The sequence below is a fragment of the Nocardia colli genome, from assembly GCF_008704205.1.
GTDB classification, from domain to species: domain Bacteria; phylum Actinomycetota; class Actinomycetes; order Mycobacteriales; family Mycobacteriaceae; genus Nocardia; species Nocardia colli.
Map to the genome: position 1 here is coordinate 145,475 of NZ_VXLC01000003.1, position 17,981 is coordinate 163,455.

The following is a 17,981-nucleotide window of genomic DNA, read 5'->3' on the forward strand; positions in this document are numbered from 1 at the left end:
CGACCGCGTCCGCAGGGTTGCGGACCACGCTTGCTGCCGGCCTCGTCGGGGTCTGATCGCACGGCCTCGGCTGTGCTCGCACCCGTTCGCCGCCAACGGATTCCGCAGGCGGAAAACCCCACCCTGACGTAGGGTCATACTTACGAGTATTCAATACTCACCGGTATTGCGGGGTCTCGGGACCGGTGCTAGCTTTCCACTCATCCAGGGGTAAGTCGGTCGAAGATGCTCGAATCCCGGGACTTCCCTCCGTCTGAGCAAGGGCTGAAGCGTGCGCCAAATGCAGGAAAACGGGTCATCGGTAGAGCAGCGAATCCGGATCTGGCTGATCGGCCGGGTCGCTGAGATCATGGTCGTCGACGCCACCGCTGTCGACACCGAAACCAGCTTTGCCACATACGGTCTCACGTCCGCCGACGTGGTCGGCCTGTCCGGTGAGCTGGAGGAGATACTGGGCCGCAAGCTCCCCGAGACGCTGCTGTACGAGCATCCATCGATCGGTCAGCTCGCCCGCGCGCTGGCCGATCCGCACCGGGCTCCCGAGGTTCAGCCCGGGCTGGAGGCGCCCGACGAAACGTCCGATCACGTCGATGATCCGCTCTGCGTCGCGGGCCTGGCCTGCCGCTTTCCCGGCGGCGCGAACACGCCGGCGCAGTTCTGGCAGAACCTGCTCGACGGCGTCGACGCCAGTGCCGAGGTGCCCGTGCAGCGCTGGGACGCGCAGTCGTTCTACGACCCCGATCCCTATGCGCCGGGCACCGCGTACACCACCCGCGGCGCGTTCATCGACGACATCGCGGGCTTCGACGCGAAGTTCTTCGGCATCTCACCGCGCGAAGCGCTTCGGCTGGATCCGCAGCAGCGCATGCTGCTAGAGGTGGCGTGGTCGGCGCTCGAGGACGCGGGCATTCCGGCGGACCGGATCCGCGGCAGCCGCACCGGCGTGTTCGTCGGCATGATGGCGACGAGCCAGTACACGAACGTGCTGACCGACCGTGGCGGACCGGCCATGTTGGACGACCCCTACGTCGGGCTCGGCACCTCGCCCAGCGTGCTGGCCGGGCGGGTCTCCTACCTGCTCGACCTGCGCGGCCCGAGCCTGGTGCTGGACACCGCCTGCTCGTCGTCGCTGGTCGCGCTGCATCTCGCGATGGCGAGCGTGCGCAATGGCGAGTGCGACCGCGCGATCGTGGCCGGCGTCAGCGCCATCGTGCATCCGGACATGTTCCGGCAGGCGTGCAAGATGCGCATGCTGGCGGTCGACGGACGCTGCAAGACCTTCGACGCCGCGGCCGACGGATTCCTGATCGGCGAGGGTTGCGGCGCGGTGGTGGTCGAACGCCTGAGTACCGCACGGCTGCACAATCATCAGGTCCATGCCATCCTGCGCGGGTCGGCGGTCAATCAGGACGGGATGAGCAACGGGCTCACCGCGCCGAACGGCGCCGCCCAGGTCGACGTCATTCGCGCGGCCCAGCGCCGCGCGGGCGTCCGGCCGGACGAGGTGGACTTCGTCGAGGCGCACGGCTCGGGCACGCCGCTCGGCGATGCCATCGAAATCGGCAGCCTCACTGAGGTTTTCGGCGGCACCGAGCGGGCGTCGGGTCCGTTGGCGGTGGGCGCGGTGAAAACTAATGTCGGTCACCTCACCGGCGCCGCCGGAATGGCGGGCCTGATCAAGACGATTCTGGCCCTCGGTAACCGGATGATTCCGCCGAATCTGCATCTGCACGAACGGAATCCGTCGATCGACTGGGTCGCGGCGCCGGTCCGGCTACCGGACGTGCCGACGGCCTGGCCGTCACGTGACACGGCCCCGATCGCAGGCGTCAGCTCGTTCGGCTGGTCCGGGACGAACGCGCACATAGTTCTCGAAGCGCCACCCGAACCGCAACCGGCACTGGCTGATTCAGCACCGGAGCAGTGGCATGTCATGCCCCTCTCGGCGCGCACCCCGACCGCGCTGGCCGCGAGTGCGAAGGCGCTGGCGAATCATCTTCGGACGCAAGGGGATATCGCACCGGCCGAGCTCGCCTACACCGCGCAGTTCGGGCGCAGCGCGCTCGAGCATCGAACCGCCGTGGCGTTCCGATCGATCGCGGAGGCCGCGAACCAGCTCGACGGCGTCGGCACGAAGGTGCCGACCGCGCTGGTGCAGCGTGGCGAGACCGCCGAGGTGAGCTTCGTGTTCCCCGGAACCGGCGACCAGTTCGTCGGCATGGGCCGCGGGCTCTACGACACCGACGCCAGTTTCCGGGCCGCCCTCGACGCCTGCGCCGAACTGGCGATCCCGCTGCTCGGCACCGACTTCCGGACGGTGCTGTTCGCGCAGGCCGACGCGGACCAGTCGGATCTGCTGTCCGCCTTCGGGCGCGGCGGCTCCGGCGCCGATTCGCCCCTGACCAGCCGCACCGACCTCGCGCACGCCGCGGTGTTCGCGCTGGACTACGCCGCGGCGCAGATGTGGCGCAGTCGCGGCATCGAGCCGGCGGCCCTGATCGGTTACAGCCTCGGCGAGTACGCGGCCGCCTGTGTCGCCGGCGTCTTCGCGCTGGAAGCCGTGGTGCCCTTGGTCATTCGGCGCGCACAGCTGGTCGCCGAATCGGAGCCGGGCGTGATGCTCACCGTCGGCGACAATGTCGAGCGCCTTTCCGGTCACCTGAACTCCGAGCTGTCACTGGCCGCGGTGAACAGCCCGTCGGCCTTCGTGGTAGCCGGACGCGAGGCCGCGATCGCCCGGTTCGAGGCGGTGCTCGCCGCCGAGGAGATCGTCTGCCGCCGGGTGCCGACGAGCCGGGCCATGCATTCGCACCTGCTGCGGCCGCTGCGTGACCGCTGCACCGCGATGCTCGCCGAGCTCGAGCTGAAAGCGCCTGCGCTGCCGCTGATCTCGAATGTCACCGGCACCTGGATGACCGCGGAGCAGGCGCAGGATCCCGGTTACTGGGTGGACCACATGTGCTCCACGGTCCGGTTCACCGACGGCATCCGGACCCTCGCGAGCGGCCACCCCGGCGTCGTCCTCGACCTCGGCGCCGGCCAGACCGGCAGCCTCGTGCGCCAGTCGCTGACCGGCCACGCGGACAGCACCATGGTGCTGCCGACGCTGCGCGCGGCGGCGATGAAAGAGCCCGAGCCCGCGCTGATCGCCCGCACCACCGGCCGGATGTGGACCCGTGGCGTGCCGGTCGACTGGCGGGCCGAGGGCAGCATCGTGCACCTGCCGACCTACCCGTTCGAGCACGTGGAGTACTGGCCGGATGCGGCGGCCGGGCGCGAGGTCGAGCGCGCGGCCGCCCCGAGGCAACCGAGTTCGGACACCGGATTCGCGGTCCTGCAACCGTATTGGGAGCCGGAGCTGCCGACCGGCGGCAGCGTCGCCGGGCCGCAGCTGATCTTCGCCGATCAGCAGGGCCCGGGGATCCGGCTGGCCGATCGGATGCGCCGCGTGCTGGCGCCGTCCACCCGGGTGGTCACGGTCGTTCCCGGCGCCGCCTTCAACAAGCTCAACGACTCGACCTACGAGATCCGCCGCGACGAACCCGGCGACTATGTGCGACTGCTGGATGCGCTGGGCGACGACGGCGCGCTGCCGCGGGTCGTCACCCACCTCTGGTCGGTCACCGGACCCTGCCCGGACCCGCGCTCGCCCGAGCGCGTGGCCGAGCATCAGCGGATCGGTTTCGACAGCATCGTCGCGCTCGGAAACGCGCTGGGCAGCAAGGTGATTCATGGTGTCCGCCTGATCGTGGTGACGGATTACGCCGAGATCGTCGACGGCGACGATCAGTTGCACCCCGGCAAGGCGACGATCCAGGGCCCCGCGCTCACGCTGCCGCAGGAATACCCGGGCCTGTCCGTGCGCACGGTAGACCTGGAGCCGTCCGCCGACGACGGCGCCGAATGGGACCTGTTCGCCGTGCAACTGCTGAGCGAGCTGCGCTGGCCGGGCACGGCGACCTCGGTGGCCTATCGCGCCGCGAAACGCTGCGTCAAGCGCTTCCGTCCCGCGGCGCTTCCGGCCCGACCGCTCGGATTCCGGGCCGGCGGCACGTATGTGATCACCGGTGGACTCGGCAAGATCGGTCTGCAACTGGCGCGGCACATCGTCGGCGCCCAGCCGGACGTCAACGTGGTGCTGCTCGGCCGCACCGGGCTCCCGGCCGATCCGGCGCCCGGGTCGCAGGACGCGGAACGCGGGCGGGTCGTCGCCGAACTGGCCGCGACCGGCGCCGGAATCCTCGTGCTCGCCGCGGATCTCGGCGACCCCGAGGCCCTGCGCGCCGCACTGGAGCGGGCCGCGGAACAGTTCGGGTCGATCAACGGTGTCGTGCACGCGGCCGGGCTCACCAGTCCGGAAACCTTCGCGACCGCGAACACGCTGACCCCCGAACTGATCGCGCCGCATTTCGGCCCGAAGGTCCACGGCACCGTCGCCCTGGCCGAAGCTTTGGCGGGCTACGAGGACCTCGAGTTCGTGCTGCTGATGTCGTCGATGTCGGCCATCCTCGGCGGCCTCGGCTTCACCGCCTACGCGGCGGCCAACGCGTTCCAGGACCGGTTCGTCGAGACCGCGGATCTGCCGGTCCCGGCCGCGTGGCGGTCGGCGTGCTGGGACACCTGGCAGGCCACCACTGCGAGCGAAGCCGTTGCGGGCGTGGGTGATTCGCTCAATCGCTACTCGATGACCACCGAGCAGGGTCTGGCGACGCTGGACCGGCTGCTGGCCGGTGCGCCGAGCCGGGTGATCGTCTCGGCGGGCGAACTGACCAGCCGGATCGCCGCCTGGGTGCCCGGCCGCGACCCGTTCGACGGTATGCCGCAGTTGGGCGAGCACCGTCCCGCCGGGCCCGTCGACGCCGAATCGGCCGATCGCCCGAAGGCTTTCACCGGTGAGACCGTCGGGGTGCAGGAGTACCAGCGCAGGCTGGCCGCGCTGTGGCAGACGGCGCTCGGTGTCGAACAGGTCGACCTGTACGACAACTTCTTCGAACTCGGCGGCAATTCGCTGGTCGGCCTGCAACTGGTGAACTCCATCCAGAAGGAGTTCGGCGTCACGGTGCCGACGCTGGCGCTGTTCGAAGCGCCGACCGTGGCCGACATGGCCGACTATCTTCTGCCGGACGCTCCGGAGCAGCCGCTGCCGGAGGTTACGGTCGCCACTGCGCCGGTTCCGGTGTCCGACGGTCTCGTTCGCCGCGGCGGCATGCTGGTCGAGGACATCGCCATCATCGGCATGGGCGGCCGCTTCCCGGGCGCGAACTCGGTCGACGAGTTCTGGCAGAACGTGCGTGACGGCGTCGAGTCGATCAGTTTCTTCAGTCCGGAGGAGCTGATCGAGGCGGGCGTGCCCGCCGAGGTGGTCAACCAGCCCGGTTACGTCCGCGCCCGTCCGGTGCTGGACAACATCGAGGATTTCGATGCCGAGTTCTTCGGCTTCACGCCGTTCGACGCCCGGCTGACCGATCCGCAGCAGCGGCTGTTCCTCGAGGTCGTCTGGGAGTCGCTGGAGAACGCGGGGTACGCGCCCCGTTCGATCGGCAAGCCGGTCGGCGTCTTCGGCGGCGCGAATATCAGTACCTATCTGCTGCGCCGGATTTCGCAGGATCCCGACATCATCGACATGATCAACGACTACCAGTTGGTGATCAGCAACGACAAGGACTCGCTCACCACCGCGGCGTCGTACAAGCTCAACCTGCGCGGGCCCGCCGTCTCGGTGCAGACGTTCTGCTCCACCGGCCTGGTCGCGGTGCACCTGGCCTGCCGCAGCCTCATCGGCGGCGAGTGCGACATGGCGGTCGCGGGCGGCGTCTCGGTCCGGGTGCCGGACAAGGTCGGTCATCTCTTCCAAGAGGGCGGGATGGAAAGCCCCGACGGGCACATCCGCACCTTCGACGCGAAGGCCAAGGGCGCGCTCTTCGGCGACGGCGCCTCGGTGCTGGTGCTCAAGCGGCTCTCCGACGCACTGGCGGACGGCGATTCGATCACTGCGGTGATCAAGGGATCGGCGATCAACAACGACGGGTCGCAGAAGGTCGGCTTCACCGCGCCGAGCATCAAGGGCCAGGCCGAGGTGGTGGCCAAGGCGCTGAGCGTCGCGGGCGTCGACGCGAACACCGTCGGCCTGATCGAGGCACACGGCACCGCAACGGAATTGGGCGACCCGATCGAGGTGGCCGCGCTCACCCGCGCGTTCGGCGATACCGAACGCAAGCAGTACTGCGCGATCGGATCGGTGAAGACCAACATCGGTCACCTGGACCGGGCGGCCGGCTCGACCGGGCTGATCAAGGCCGCACTCGCGGTGCGCGACGGCATCATTCCGGCGTCGCTGCACTACGAATCGCCGAACCCGGAGATCGATTTCGAGCGCAGCCCGTTCTATGTGAGCACCGCCTCGACGCCGTGGCAGCCGGCCGGGCTGCCCCGCCGGGCCGGGGTGAACTCGCTGGGTATGGGCGGCACCAACGCGCACGTGGTGGTGGAACAGCCTCCGGTGCAACAGCATTCGATCGACGACGGCCGGCCGAACGTGCTCGTGCTCTCGGCCCGCACCAAGCTGGCGCTCGACGCCGCGACGAAGAATCTGCGCGCGCACATGAACGAGCATCCGGAGCAGTCCCTGGCCGATGTCGCCTACACCTTGCAGGTCGGGCGGGAGCGCTTCGAGCATCGCCGGGCGGTGGTGGTCGCCGATCGGCTGGACGCGCTCGACGTGCTCGACGCGGCTCCGTCGGATCGGTTGGTGGACAACCGCGATCGGTCCAACAATCGGCCGATCGGCTTCCTGTTCGCGGGGGTCGAGGGCATCCGACTGGATGCCGTCGCCGATCTCTATGCCGATGGCGGCGTCTTCGCGAAGACGGTGGACGCCTGCGCGGATCTGGTGAAACCGTTGACCGGCCACGATATTCGCGACGTGCTGCTCGACGTCGACCGATCACGCACCGCGGGCGACGTATCGCCGAGCGCGTTGCCGCACGTCTCGGCGTTCGTCGCGGAATTCGCACTCGCCCAGCAGCTTTCGGCGTGGGGCCTGCGACCTCAGGTCATGCTCGGCCGGGAGATCGGCGAGCTGGTGGCGATGTGCCTGGCCGGCATGCTGCCGTTGCCGGACGCGCTGGCGCTGGTGATCGAACGCGCCCGCCTGCTCGACGCGGCCGGCGCCGAGGCGGCACTCGACGGAGTCGCCCGCGGCCTCGCCGAATGGGCTGTCCGGCAGCTGAATCCGGTCGAGCCCACCGTTCGCTGCGTCTCGACGGTCACCGGAACCGGGATCACCGCGCGGGACCTCATCGACCCGGAATACTGGGCGGGACATGTCCGCGGACCGGTCGCGGTCATCGCGGCCGCCGACGAGATCCTGGCCGAGCCGGAACGCATCCTGCTCGAGGTCGGACCGGCCGGCTCCATCGGCGCGCTGATCGCCGAGCGATGCCCGGCGGAACGGCGGCGAATGATCGTCGCCACCGCACCGGCCCAGGCCGAACCCGCGACCGGCACGGCGCGGCTGGCCGAGACGCTGGCGGCGCTGTGGGTCAACGGTGTCGCGATCGACTGGCAGTCGGTGCACGACGCGCCGCGTCGGCGAATTGCGTTGCCCACGTACGCCTTCCAGCGGCAGCGCTACTGGATCGAGGAACGCCCGGCCGGCGCGGCGCGGGACAACGGCATCAGCGCCGACGACGTCGCCCGCGATCCGGCCCGCGCCCTCGCCACCCTGGGCCGCCGATCGGCCGACGAATGGTTCGCCATCCCCGCCTGGCACCAGTCCGCGCCGACCACCGCGGAGCGGGCTCGCGTGGACGGCACCTGGCTGCTGCTCACCGATGTCTCCGTGCGTGCCATGGAACTGGCCGAGTCGATCACCGCCGCAGGCGGATCCGTGGTGTCGGTGACGGCGGGCGTGGAGTTCGCCCGGGCCGAGGACGGTTCGTTCACCGTCGAGCCGGGTTCGACCCCGGACTATCTCGCGCTGCTGTCCGAACTGGTCGCCGAAGGTTCGGTCCCGCAACGGATCGTGCACCTGTGGTCGGGCACCGAGGACGGCACGCCCGCCGACGTGAACTCGTCCTTCCACAGCCTGCTGGCCCTGGCGAAGGCGGTCGCGGAGACCGGCCTCGGGGACGTCGGCCTGGACATCGTCACCACGGGGGCGTTCGATGCCACGGACGCCGACCGGGTGGATCCCTACCAGGCCATGGTCACCGGTCCGCTCAAGGTGATTCCGCTGGAGTATCCGGCGGTGCGCGTGCGCCATATCGACATCGGCGCCGGCGAGCCGAACGCCGACCTGGTGCTGCGCGAATTGTGCACCGCCACCGCCGATTCCCAGGTCGCGCTGCGCGGACGCCGCCGGCTGACCCCGCACTTCGAACAGCTCGTCCCGCCCACCGTCCCCGCGCCCGAACAGGTCCTGAGCGAGCGCGGCGTATACCTGATCACCGGCGGCCTCGGCGGCGTCGGACTCGCCATGGCGCACCGGCTCGCCGAACACGTCCGGGCGCGGCTCGTGCTTGTCGGCCGCACCGGTCTGCCGGACGAATCCACCTGGGACGACCTGCTGGCCGACCAGGACACCCCGGTCGAACTCGGCCGGCGCATTCTCGAGGTGCGTGCGCTGGTCGGGGCGGGCGCGGAAGTGCTGGTGCTGTCCGCCGACGTGTCGGACCGGGCGGACATGCGCAGGGTCGTCGACGAGACGCTGGCCAGATTCGGGCACATCGACGGCGTCCTGCACGCCGCGGGCCGGCCGGGTCAGGGGCTGATGCAGTTCAAGACCGACGAGCAGATCGCCGAGGTGTTCGCCGCCAAGGTCGCGGGCACGGACGTGCTGCGCGACGTGCTCACCGGCATCGACCTGGACTTCCTGCTGCTGTTCTCCTCGATCGCCGCGCTCACCGGCGGCGGCCCCGGCCAGATCGACTACTGCGCGGCAAACGCCTATCTCGACGCGGTCGCCCACGCGAGCAGCGACGCGTATCGGGTGATCTCGATCGACTGGGGCGACTGGCAGTGGAACGGCTGGGACGACGCGCTGGCCGGACTCGACTCGGGCGCAATCGAATTCCTGCGCGCGAACCGGGCCCGGATCGGCATCGACTTCGATGACGGGTGGGAGTCGATCCTGCGCGTCCTCGCGCTGGACGAGCCACAGGTCTCGGTGTCCACCCAGGAGATGAACACCCTGGTCGCGGTGACCGCGGCGCTGACCGTGGCCACCCTGGCCGGCGCCAGCGGGCGGCCGCGCGGGGAGAAGCATCCGCGACCGGATCTGGGCATGCCGCTGGTGGCCCCGGACACGGACCTGACCCGCGCCATCGCGGAGATCTGGCAGGACGCGCTCGGGCTGCTGGAGGTCGGCGTGCACGACAACTTCTTCGAACTGGGCGGCAACTCGCTGCTCGGCGTCGACCTGGTGACGACGATGCGCAGCCGGCTGAAGCTGCCCGCGCTGCCGCCGCACGTGCTGTACGAGGCGCCGACCATCGCCGATCTCGCCGAGTTCATCGACGACGCGGGGGACGGCTCCGCCGAAGAGGTCGGCGCAGGCAATGACCGGGGCGCGCTGCGCCGGGAGGCATTGATGAATCGACGGCGCAATGGATAGCCGCGTCGAGCCGCCGCCGTTCGCCGTCGCGATCGTCGGCATGGCGGGCCGGTTCCCCGACGCGGAGGATGTCGACACGTTCTGGCAGAACCTGCAACAGGGCCGGACGGCGATCCGGCAGCACAGTCCGTCGGCGGCCGTGCTGCGCGCGGCCGGGGCGAACGGGGCCGGACCGGTCACCGCGAGCGTCCTCGGCGACGCGGAGTGCTTCGACGCCGCGTTCTTCGGGGTCGATCCGGCGGAGGCACTGATCACCGATCCGCAGCATCGGCTGTTCCTCGAATGTGTCTGGACGGCACTGGAATCCGCGGGCTACGACCCGGGCAACTCCGGGGTCCCGACCGGGCTCTTCGCCGGATCGTGCTTTCCGACCTATCTGCTCGGCCTGCTGGCTCAGCGACCGGACCTGGTCGCCGAGCACGGGTTGATGCCGATCACCGTGGCGAACGACTGCGACTCGCTGACCTCGTGGGTGGCCTACAAACTGAACCTGCGCGGTCCGGCGATGACGGTGCGGACCTTCTCGTCGAGTTCACTGGTCGCGGTGCATCAGGCCGCGCAAAGCCTGCTGTCCGGCGAGTGTGATCTCGCCGTCGCGGGCGCGGCGGCGGTGAAGTTCCCGCAGGCGATCACCTATCCCGGCGTGAGTTCGCCGAGCGGGGTATGCCGGGCCCTGGACGTCGGCGCGGACGGATCGATCGTCGGCAACGCGGTGGCCGCCGTGGTGCTCAAGCGCGCCGCGGACGCCATCCGCGACGGCGACCACGTGCACGCCCTGATCCTCGGCTCGGCCACCAATACCGACGGATCGCGCCGGGCCTCCTACACCGCGCCCGGCGTCGCGGGCAAGACGGCGGTCGTCGCCGAGGCGCTCGCCAACGCCGACGTGCCGGCCGGCAGCCTCGGCTACCTGGAGGCGCACGCGATGGGGACCAAGCTGGGCGACGAGGTCGAAATCGCTTCGCTGGCAAAGATATTCGGCTCGGCGAAGGCGGCGCAGCCGTGTTTCGTCGGCGCGGTCGCCGCGAATGTCGGTCATCTGGACGCGGCATCCGGCATCGTCGGCCTGATCAAGGCCGCGCTGATGCTCGAGCACGGTCGTCTGGTCCCGCAACCGAACTTCCGCGCGCCCAACTCGGCCCTGCGGGCGTGCGCGAACCTCGCGGTCTCCGCGCAGGGCGGGGAGTGGAAGGGGGACGGGCCGCGCCGGGCCGGGGTGAGCTCGTTCGGCCTCGGCGGGGTGAACGCGCACGTCGTGCTGCAAGAGCCGCCCGCGGTACCGGCAGGGTTGCCGACCGGCGAGCCGGAGTTGGTCGTGCTGTCCGCCCGTACGCCCGACGCACTGACGAAAATGACTGAACGACTGCACAACTGGGTGCAGCAGCGACCGACGACATCGATCGGCGACCTCGCCCACACGCTGCGGGCCGGCCGGCCGGAATTCCGCTACCGGCGAGCCGTGGTCGCGGCGAACCATCGCGAGTTGCTGTCCGCTCTCGATGATTCGGCGACCGTCGTTGCCGACGACGCCACTCGGTCGCGGTTGGCCGCCGCAGGGGCCGACTGGGTCGCCGGCGGCACCCTGGGCAACGTGGCCGGGAACGGCGCCGCGCGCCGAATCCCGGTGCCCACCTATCCGTTCGAACGCACCAGTTTCGCACTGTAACCAGCCGGCCGCGCGCCGGTCGACATCAATCCATTTCGGCAATGGCGCCTACTCGATCGAAAGCAGCAGGTATGAAACAAATCGGAGTTGTCGGTGCCGGCATCATGGGCACCGGTCTCGCACAGGATCTCGCGGCACACGGCCTGGAAGTGGTGCTGGTGGACAATTCACCGGACCAGCTCGCCAAGGCCGAAGAAGAAGTGGCGCGGTTCTATCGCACCGGACGGCTCTTCGGCAAGGAGACCGACCGATTCGGCGACATGACCGAAAAGGTCACCTACACCACGGATGTGGAGCTGCTCGGCTCCGCGGAATTCGTCATCGAGAACATCACCGAGAACTGGGACCTGAAGGCGAAGGTATATCCGGAACTGGATCGGGTGTGCGCGCCGGAAACGGTGTTCGCCGCGAACACCTCGTGCATCCCGATCACCAAGCTCGCGTCGCTGACCGGCCGCCCGGATCGGGTGGTCGGCATGCATTTCATGAACCCGGTGCCGATGAAGTCGACCGTCGAGGTCATCCGGGGCTTCCACACGTCCGAGGCGACCATCGAGGTCGCCGGGAACCTGTTGAGCAGCATGGAGAAACACGGCATCGTGGTGAAGGACATGCCCGGCTTCGTGTCCAACCGGGTGCTGATGCTCACCGTCAACGAGGCCATCTTCCTGTTGCAGGACGACGTCGCCTCGGCCGCGGACGTCGACGAGATCTTCCGGTCCTGCTTCGGCCATGCCTCCGGTCCGCTGGAGACCGCCGACCTGATCGGTCTGGACACAATACTTCTGAGCATCGAAGGGTTGTACGAGTTCTATGCCGACAGCAAATACCGGCCATGCCCGCTCCTGAGAAAGATGGTCTACGCGGGGTTGCACGGACGGAAGACCGGTCAGGGTTTCTACACCTACTCCTGAGCTATTGGACGCCACTACCGAACGAAACAACAGGGAGATCGCATCATGTTTACCGACGCACGCACGGAAATTCGTAACTTCACCGCCCGCCGCTTTCCCGACGGCATGATCGCCGACGACCGGGACATCTTCGAAAGTGGTTTCGTCAATTCGCTGTTCGCGATGGAACTGGTCATGTTCATCGAGAAGAACATCGGCGACCGCATCCCGAACGACGAGGTCCGGCTGGACAATTTCCGCACGATCGACTCGATGACCGCGCTGGTCTCCCGGCTGCTGGCCCGGACCGCGACGCCGGCCGAGAGGTCGGCATGACCCTGGTCGCCGGCTTCGAGCCGGACCTGGCCGAACGGCACACCCGGGCGAGCTTCCGCGCCGTGGTCGACCGCGTCGTCGTGCCGCACGCCGCCGAGTTCGACCGGGCCAGCCGGGTCCGTGCCGACGTGCTGAACGAGTTCGGCGCACAAGGGTTTTGGGGCGCGGTGCTGCCCGAGCGGGCCGGCGGCACCGGCCGGGGCATGACCGCATTCGGCGAATTGCACGAGGAGGTCGGCCGCGGCTGCTCCTCGATGCGCAGCCTGCTCACCGTGCACAGCATGGCCCTGTACGCGCTGGACCGCTGGGGCGGCCCGGCGCTGCGTGAACAGTGGTCCGCGGCAATGGTTTCCGGTAAGCGCCTCGGTGCGTTCTGCCTGACCGAACCGGACGCGGGCAGTGACTTCACCGCGCTGAGCACCTTCGCCACCCGCGACGGCGACGGGTATCTGCTCAACGGGCACAAGCTGTGGGTCACCGGCGGTCAGCTGGCCGACGTCTTCTTGGTCTTCGCTCGCACCGACAGGGGGCCGTCCGCGTTCTTCGTGTCGGCGGATCAGCCCGGGCTGCACCAGATCGCCGTGCCGGAGATCATGGGCACGCGTGGCAGCCAATTGGCCGAGATCACCTTCGAGGACTGCTACGTCGGCCCCGAAGCGCTACTCGGCGCCGAGGGGATGGGACTCGCGCTCGCCACGAATGTGCTCGACATCGGCCGGTTCAGCGTCGCCGCGGGCTCGGTCGGCATCTTGCAGGCGTGCCTGGAAGCCTGTGTGAGCTATGCGAATTCGCGCACGCAAGGCGGGTCTTTGCTGCGTGAGCATCAGCTGATCCAGCAGATGATCTCGACCATGGCGACCAATACCAGGGCGGCCAGGCTGCTGGTCTGGCAGGCGGGGCTGCTGAAGGAACAGGGCGACCCGGACACCATCATGGCCACCTGCATCGCCAAGCAGTTTTCGGCGACCAGCGCGGTGGCCGCCGCGAACGACGCGGTGCAACTGCACGGCGCGCTCGGGTGCAGCGACGCCTACCCCGTCGCCCGCTACCTGCGTGACGCGAAGGTCATGGAAATCATCGAGGGCAGCACGCAGATGCAGCATGTGCTCATTTCCGCCGACGCGTGCCAGAACCGGGGCCGCATCGTTCCGATCGATGAACACTAACTCGCAAAGGACAGCCGGATGAGTGCACAGAGCGCACCGGAGTCGACGCGCACGTCGACGATCAAATGCGTGGTGTGGGACCTGGACCACACCCTGTGGGAGGGAATCCTGCTCGAGGACGGCGACCGGGTGCGGCTGCGGCCGGAGGTGGTCGAGACGATCGTCACGCTGGACCAGCGGGGGATCCTGCACTCGGTCGCGAGCCGCAACGACCACGACACCACGATGGCCAAGCTCACCGAACTCGGTGTCGCCCAATACTTCCTGTATCCACAGATCGGCTGGGACGCCAAGTCCGAGTCGGTGGCCAAGATCGCGACGTCGCTGAATATCGGCATCGACGCGCTGGCCTTCATCGACGATCAGCCGTTCGAGCGCGAGGAGGTCGCGTTCGCGCACCCCGGCGTGCTGTGCATCGACGCGGTGCACGCCGGCGAGCTCGCGGCGCGGCCGGAATTCACGCCGAAGTACATCACCGAGGATTCCGCCGCCCGCCGGGCCATGTACCTCGCGAGCATCGACCGGACCAAGGCCGAGGAGGAATTCACCGGGAACAGCGAGAAGTTCCTGGCCACCCTGGGCATGGAGTTCACCATCAGCCGGGCGCAGCGCAAGGATCTCGGTCGCGCCGAGGAACTGGTGGTCCGGACGAATCAGCTGAATTCCACCGGCATCATGTATTCGGCGGAGGAGCTGGCCGATCGATGCGATTCGGATCGGCACCTGTTGCTGATGGCCGAGTTGAAGGATGTCTACGGCTCCTACGGCCAGATCGGGCTCGCCTCGGTCGAATTGGGCGAGCGTGAGTGGAAACTCGAGCTGCTGCTGATGTCGTGCCGGGTGATGTCGCGCGGGGTGGGCACGGTGCTGCTCAATCACACTGTGCGGCTGGCGCAGCAGAGCGGCGCTCGCCTGGTCGCCGCGTTCGTGCCGACGGGACGCAACCGGATCATGTACGTCACTTACCGTTTCGCGGGCTTCGAGGAGCTCGGCGAGCGCGACGGCGTGCAGGTGCTCGGTGCTCCGCTGTCGGCGCCGCCCGAGCCGCCGGAGTACCTGAAGCTCAGCACCGGCCCGGGGGTGTAGGGATGTCGACCGCCGTGACGTCGCCGTGGGTGCCGTATCCCGCGCCGCCGGCGCCGGCCGCACAGGTGACGCTGTACTGCCTGCCGCACGCGGGGGCGGGCGCCTCGGGGTTCCTCGAATGGCGCCGCGTGCTGCCGCCGGAGATCTCGGTGGTGCCGCTGCAACCGCCGGGCCGGGAAATGCGGTTCCGGGACCGGCCGTACGACGATGTGCATCCGTTGGTCGACGACCTGCTCGACGCGATGGCGGGGCAGTGGCGGACGCCGTTCGCGCTGTTCGGGCACAGCATGGGCGCGCTCATCGCCTACGAGCTGGCCCGCAGGCTGTGCGCCGAGGGGCACCCGAGACCGGTGCATCTGTTCGTCTCGGGCAGGCGGGCGCCGCAGGTGCCCGCGCGGGAGCCGCTCATCCACGAGGCGGACGAGGCCGAATTCGCCGATGTCGTACGGAGTCTCGGTGGAACGCCCGACCAGGTTCTGGCGGACGAGACGTTGCGGGCGAACCTGTTCACGCTGCTGCGTGCGGATTTCGCGGTGAACGAGACCTACCGATATCGGCCGGGGCCGCCGCTCGACCTGCCGGTCACGGTGTTCGGCGGCACCGCCGATCCGAAGGTAGCGCCGAGCGAGCTGACCGGGTGGCGCGATTGCGCCGCCGGGCCGGTCGGCGTGCGGCTCGTCGCGGGCGGCCATTTCTTCGTCGTCGCGCAAAGAGCAAGTGTGCTCGACCATATCGCGCGCAAACTGATTCGGACCGAAGCCACTCGCGCCGAACCTCTCGACTGCTCCAGGAGTGCCACGCAATGACTATCGAACTGCAAAATACCGGCCGCGCAAGCCAAGTCGACGATCCGGACTGCGCCGCCGCCACTACCCTGGTCGAGCTGCTGACCGCCAGGGCGCTGCGGCAACCCGACGACACCAGGTTCATCTTCCTCGGTGACGGCGAGAACGAGACCTCGGCGCTGACCTACGCCGCGGTCGACACCGCCGCACGCGCCATCGCCGCCCGGCTCGGTACCGTTGCGCGCCAGGGGGATCGGGCACTGCTGCTGTACGCGCCCGGCCTGGACTTCGTCGAAGCCTTCTACGGTTGCCTCTACGCCGGGATCATCGCGGTGCCGGTCGCGCCACCGCAGATCAGCAAGCTGGAGAGCTCACTGGCCCGGCTGGCCGCCATCCGGGCCAACGCCGGCGCGCAGCTGATGCTCACCACCTCCGACATCGCGGGCCAATTGGCCGCCATCCCGGCCGGATTCGACGGGTTCGCCGGACTGGAGACGCTCGCCACCGATACCATCGACCGCAGCGCGGCGACCGATATCGAGTTGCCGGTGATCGCCGCCGATTCGGTGGCCTACCTGCAATACTCCTCGGGCTCCACCGGTCAGCCGAAGGGCGTCGTACTCACCCACCACAATGTGCTGAGCAACAACGCGCTGGTGCGGGACAACGCCGAACTCGGCAGGCAGAGCTGGGGCGTGTCGTGGTTGCCGACCTACCACGACATGGGGCTGCTCTCCGCGGTCACGCAGCCGATCTTCAGTGACTCCACCATTGTCAAGATGTCGCCGCTGTCGTTCGTCCAGCAGCCGGTCCGCTGGATCGCCGCCCTGGCCAAGTATCAGGCGGTGATCACCGCCGCGCCGAACTTCGCCTACGCGCTTGCGGTGCAGCGGGTTTCGGCCGAGCGGGTGGCCCAGTTCGATCTGTCGCAGCTGAAGATCGCGCTGTGCGGCGCGGAGCCGATCCGGCCCGCCGCGATGGCCAAGTTCGCCGCACACTTCGCGCCCGCCGGGCTGGACGCGCGGTCGTTGTTCCCGTGCTATGGCCTCGCGGAGGCGACCCTGTTCGTCACCGGCGGTCCGCTGGGCAGCGGCGTGCGCACGCGCAAGGCGGATCCGGAACAGCTTGCGGCGCACCGCTTCGTGCCGGACGAGGCCGACGGGCGCGAGATCGTGTCGAGCGGCCGGACCAACGACGGGTTCACCATGGCGATCGTCGATCACGAGACACTGCACACCCTGCCCGACGGGCAGATCGGCGAGATCTGCATCGCCGGAGACAGTGTCGGCCAAGGCTATTGGGAGTCGCCGGAACTGTCGGCGGAGTCGTTCGGTATCCGGCTTCCGGACCGCGACGGCAGTTTCCTGCGGACCGGCGATCTCGGCTTCCTGCTCGACGACGAGCTGTACGTGACCGGCCGGCTGAAGGATCTGATCATCGTAGATGGGCATAACCACTACCCGACGGACATCGAAGCGACGGTGATGGCCAGCCACGACGCGCTCCGGCTCGACCGTTGCGTTGCCTTCCAGGTCGACGGCGCGGTGAACGCGGGAATCGTGGTGGTGGCCGAGATCGATCGAGGCTGGCAGATCGTGGACGACGTCCACGACAATGCGGCTGGGGTCAAGCAGGTCCAAGCCGGTGAGGTCGACCGGGCCGTCCGGGCCGCGGTCGGGGAGAAGCATGGGCTGCGGCCCAGCGACGTCGTGCTCGTCGAGGCCGGCACGCTGCCGCTGACCTCCAGCGGAAAGTTGCAGCGCTACGCGGCGAAGGCGACCTACACCGGCGGCGGGTTCACGAAGCTGGGTTGACGTCTTCCTCGTCCGGGGCACAGGCCAACTGCAGGATTCGGCCGAACAGATCGTTCTGCACTGTGCCCTGGTCGGGGATCTCCTCGATGGACAACCCGTTCGACAGCGCGAGCGCGACGATCCCCATTTCATAGGGGCTGATCCGCAGGGTCAGGTTGCGCCGCCGCGCTTCCGCCTCGACGAAGTCGGCGATGGTCTGCCGGAGCTGGCGGCGCAGCACGCGGAACTGCTCGGCGATCCGCGGATCGCGGACCACGCGCAACCAGAACTCGACGAACAGGATCTGCCAGTCCTGCTCGGAGACCAGCGCGTCATTGATCTGCCGGCCGATCGCCGCGGCCGGGTGCGTACCGCCGGCATCGTCCATCGATCGCTCGAGCGTGGTCTTCGCCGCCGCGATCCGGCCGATGACCTGCTCTTCGAGCAACGCGAAGAACAGCTCGTCCTTGCTCGAAAACCGGGAATACACCGCACCTTTGGTGAAGCCGGCGGCCGCGGCGACCTCGTCGAGGCTGGTCCGGTCGAAGCCGTTGCGCGCGAACTCGGCGGCCGCGGCGGCCAGAATCCGGCTCCGCATCTCCGCGGAACTGAGCCGACGCCGAATTTCCGGTCGTGGCATTGA

General features: G+C 68.9%; 9 protein-coding genes. 8 read left to right on the forward strand and 1 reads right to left on the reverse strand.

Going from position 1 to position 17,981, the window contains the following annotated elements:
- Positions 1-280: 280 nt before the first annotated feature.
- From F3087_RS07700 to F3087_RS07735, 8 genes are all read left to right on the forward strand, one after another.
- A complete protein-coding gene (locus F3087_RS07700) occupies positions 281-9,613 on the forward strand; it encodes a type I polyketide synthase (RefSeq protein ID WP_150401153.1) in 9,333 nt (3,110 codons plus the stop codon).
- On the forward strand, positions 9,606-11,279 hold the full coding sequence (locus F3087_RS07705; RefSeq protein ID WP_150401154.1) for a beta-ketoacyl synthase N-terminal-like domain-containing protein: 1,674 nt from the start codon (positions 9,606-9,608) through the stop codon (positions 11,277-11,279). Before F3087_RS07700 ends, F3087_RS07705 begins: the two co-directional genes overlap by 8 nt.
- A 71-nt stretch (positions 11,280-11,350) precedes the next feature.
- Positions 11,351-12,193, forward strand: a complete 843-nt coding sequence (locus F3087_RS07710) for a 3-hydroxyacyl-CoA dehydrogenase family protein (RefSeq protein WP_150401155.1) — start codon at positions 11,351-11,353, stop codon at positions 12,191-12,193.
- Positions 12,194-12,238: 45 nt separating this feature from the next.
- Complete coding sequence (locus tag F3087_RS07715; RefSeq protein ID WP_150401156.1) at positions 12,239-12,508, forward strand: acyl carrier protein; 270 nt, start codon at positions 12,239-12,241, stop codon at positions 12,506-12,508.
- Positions 12,505-13,674 (forward strand): acyl-CoA dehydrogenase family protein, encoded by a 1,170-nt coding sequence (locus tag F3087_RS07720; RefSeq protein WP_150401157.1) that lies wholly within the window; start codon positions 12,505-12,507, stop codon positions 13,672-13,674. Before F3087_RS07715 ends, F3087_RS07720 begins: the two co-directional genes overlap by 4 nt.
- Positions 13,675-13,692: 18 nt before the next feature.
- A complete protein-coding gene (locus tag F3087_RS07725; protein WP_150401158.1) occupies positions 13,693-14,760 on the forward strand; it encodes an HAD-IIIC family phosphatase in 1,068 nt (355 codons plus the stop codon).
- Positions 14,761-14,762: 2 nt separating this feature from the next.
- Positions 14,763-15,566: a thioesterase II family protein gene (locus F3087_RS07730; RefSeq protein ID WP_150401159.1), complete on the forward strand. Its 804-nt coding sequence runs from the start codon at positions 14,763-14,765 to the stop codon at positions 15,564-15,566.
- Positions 15,563-17,359, forward strand: a complete 1,797-nt coding sequence (locus F3087_RS07735; RefSeq protein WP_150401160.1) for a fatty acyl-AMP ligase — start codon at positions 15,563-15,565, stop codon at positions 17,357-17,359. Before F3087_RS07730 ends, F3087_RS07735 begins: the two co-directional genes overlap by 4 nt.
- Here F3087_RS07735 and F3087_RS07740 read toward each other — a convergent pair.
- On the reverse strand, positions 17,343-17,978 hold the full coding sequence (locus F3087_RS07740) for a TetR/AcrR family transcriptional regulator (protein WP_150401161.1): 636 nt from the start codon (positions 17,976-17,978) through the stop codon (positions 17,343-17,345). The genes F3087_RS07735 and F3087_RS07740 overlap by 17 nt on opposite strands.
- Positions 17,979-17,981: the final 3 nt, after the last annotated feature.

Coding starts and splice junctions, on each gene's coding strand:
- F3087_RS07710 (WP_150401155.1), top strand. CDS start 11,351: ATGAAACAAATCGGAGTTGTCGGTGCCGGCATCATGGGCACCGGTCTC.
- F3087_RS07705 (WP_150401154.1), top strand. CDS start 9,606: ATGGATAGCCGCGTCGAGCCGCCGCCGTTCGCCGTCGCGATCGTCGGC.
- F3087_RS07735 (WP_150401160.1), top strand. CDS start 15,563: ATGACTATCGAACTGCAAAATACCGGCCGCGCAAGCCAAGTCGACGAT.
- F3087_RS07715 (WP_150401156.1), top strand. CDS start 12,239: ATGTTTACCGACGCACGCACGGAAATTCGTAACTTCACCGCCCGCCGC.
- F3087_RS07720 (WP_150401157.1), top strand. CDS start 12,505: ATGACCCTGGTCGCCGGCTTCGAGCCGGACCTGGCCGAACGGCACACC.
- F3087_RS07730 (WP_150401159.1), top strand. CDS start 14,763: ATGTCGACCGCCGTGACGTCGCCGTGGGTGCCGTATCCCGCGCCGCCG.
- F3087_RS07725 (WP_150401158.1), top strand. CDS start 13,693: ATGAGTGCACAGAGCGCACCGGAGTCGACGCGCACGTCGACGATCAAA.
- F3087_RS07740 (WP_150401161.1), bottom strand. CDS start 17,978: ATGCCACGACCGGAAATTCGGCGTCGGCTCAGTTCCGCGGAGATGCGG.
- F3087_RS07700 (WP_150401153.1), top strand. CDS start 281: ATGCAGGAAAACGGGTCATCGGTAGAGCAGCGAATCCGGATCTGGCTG.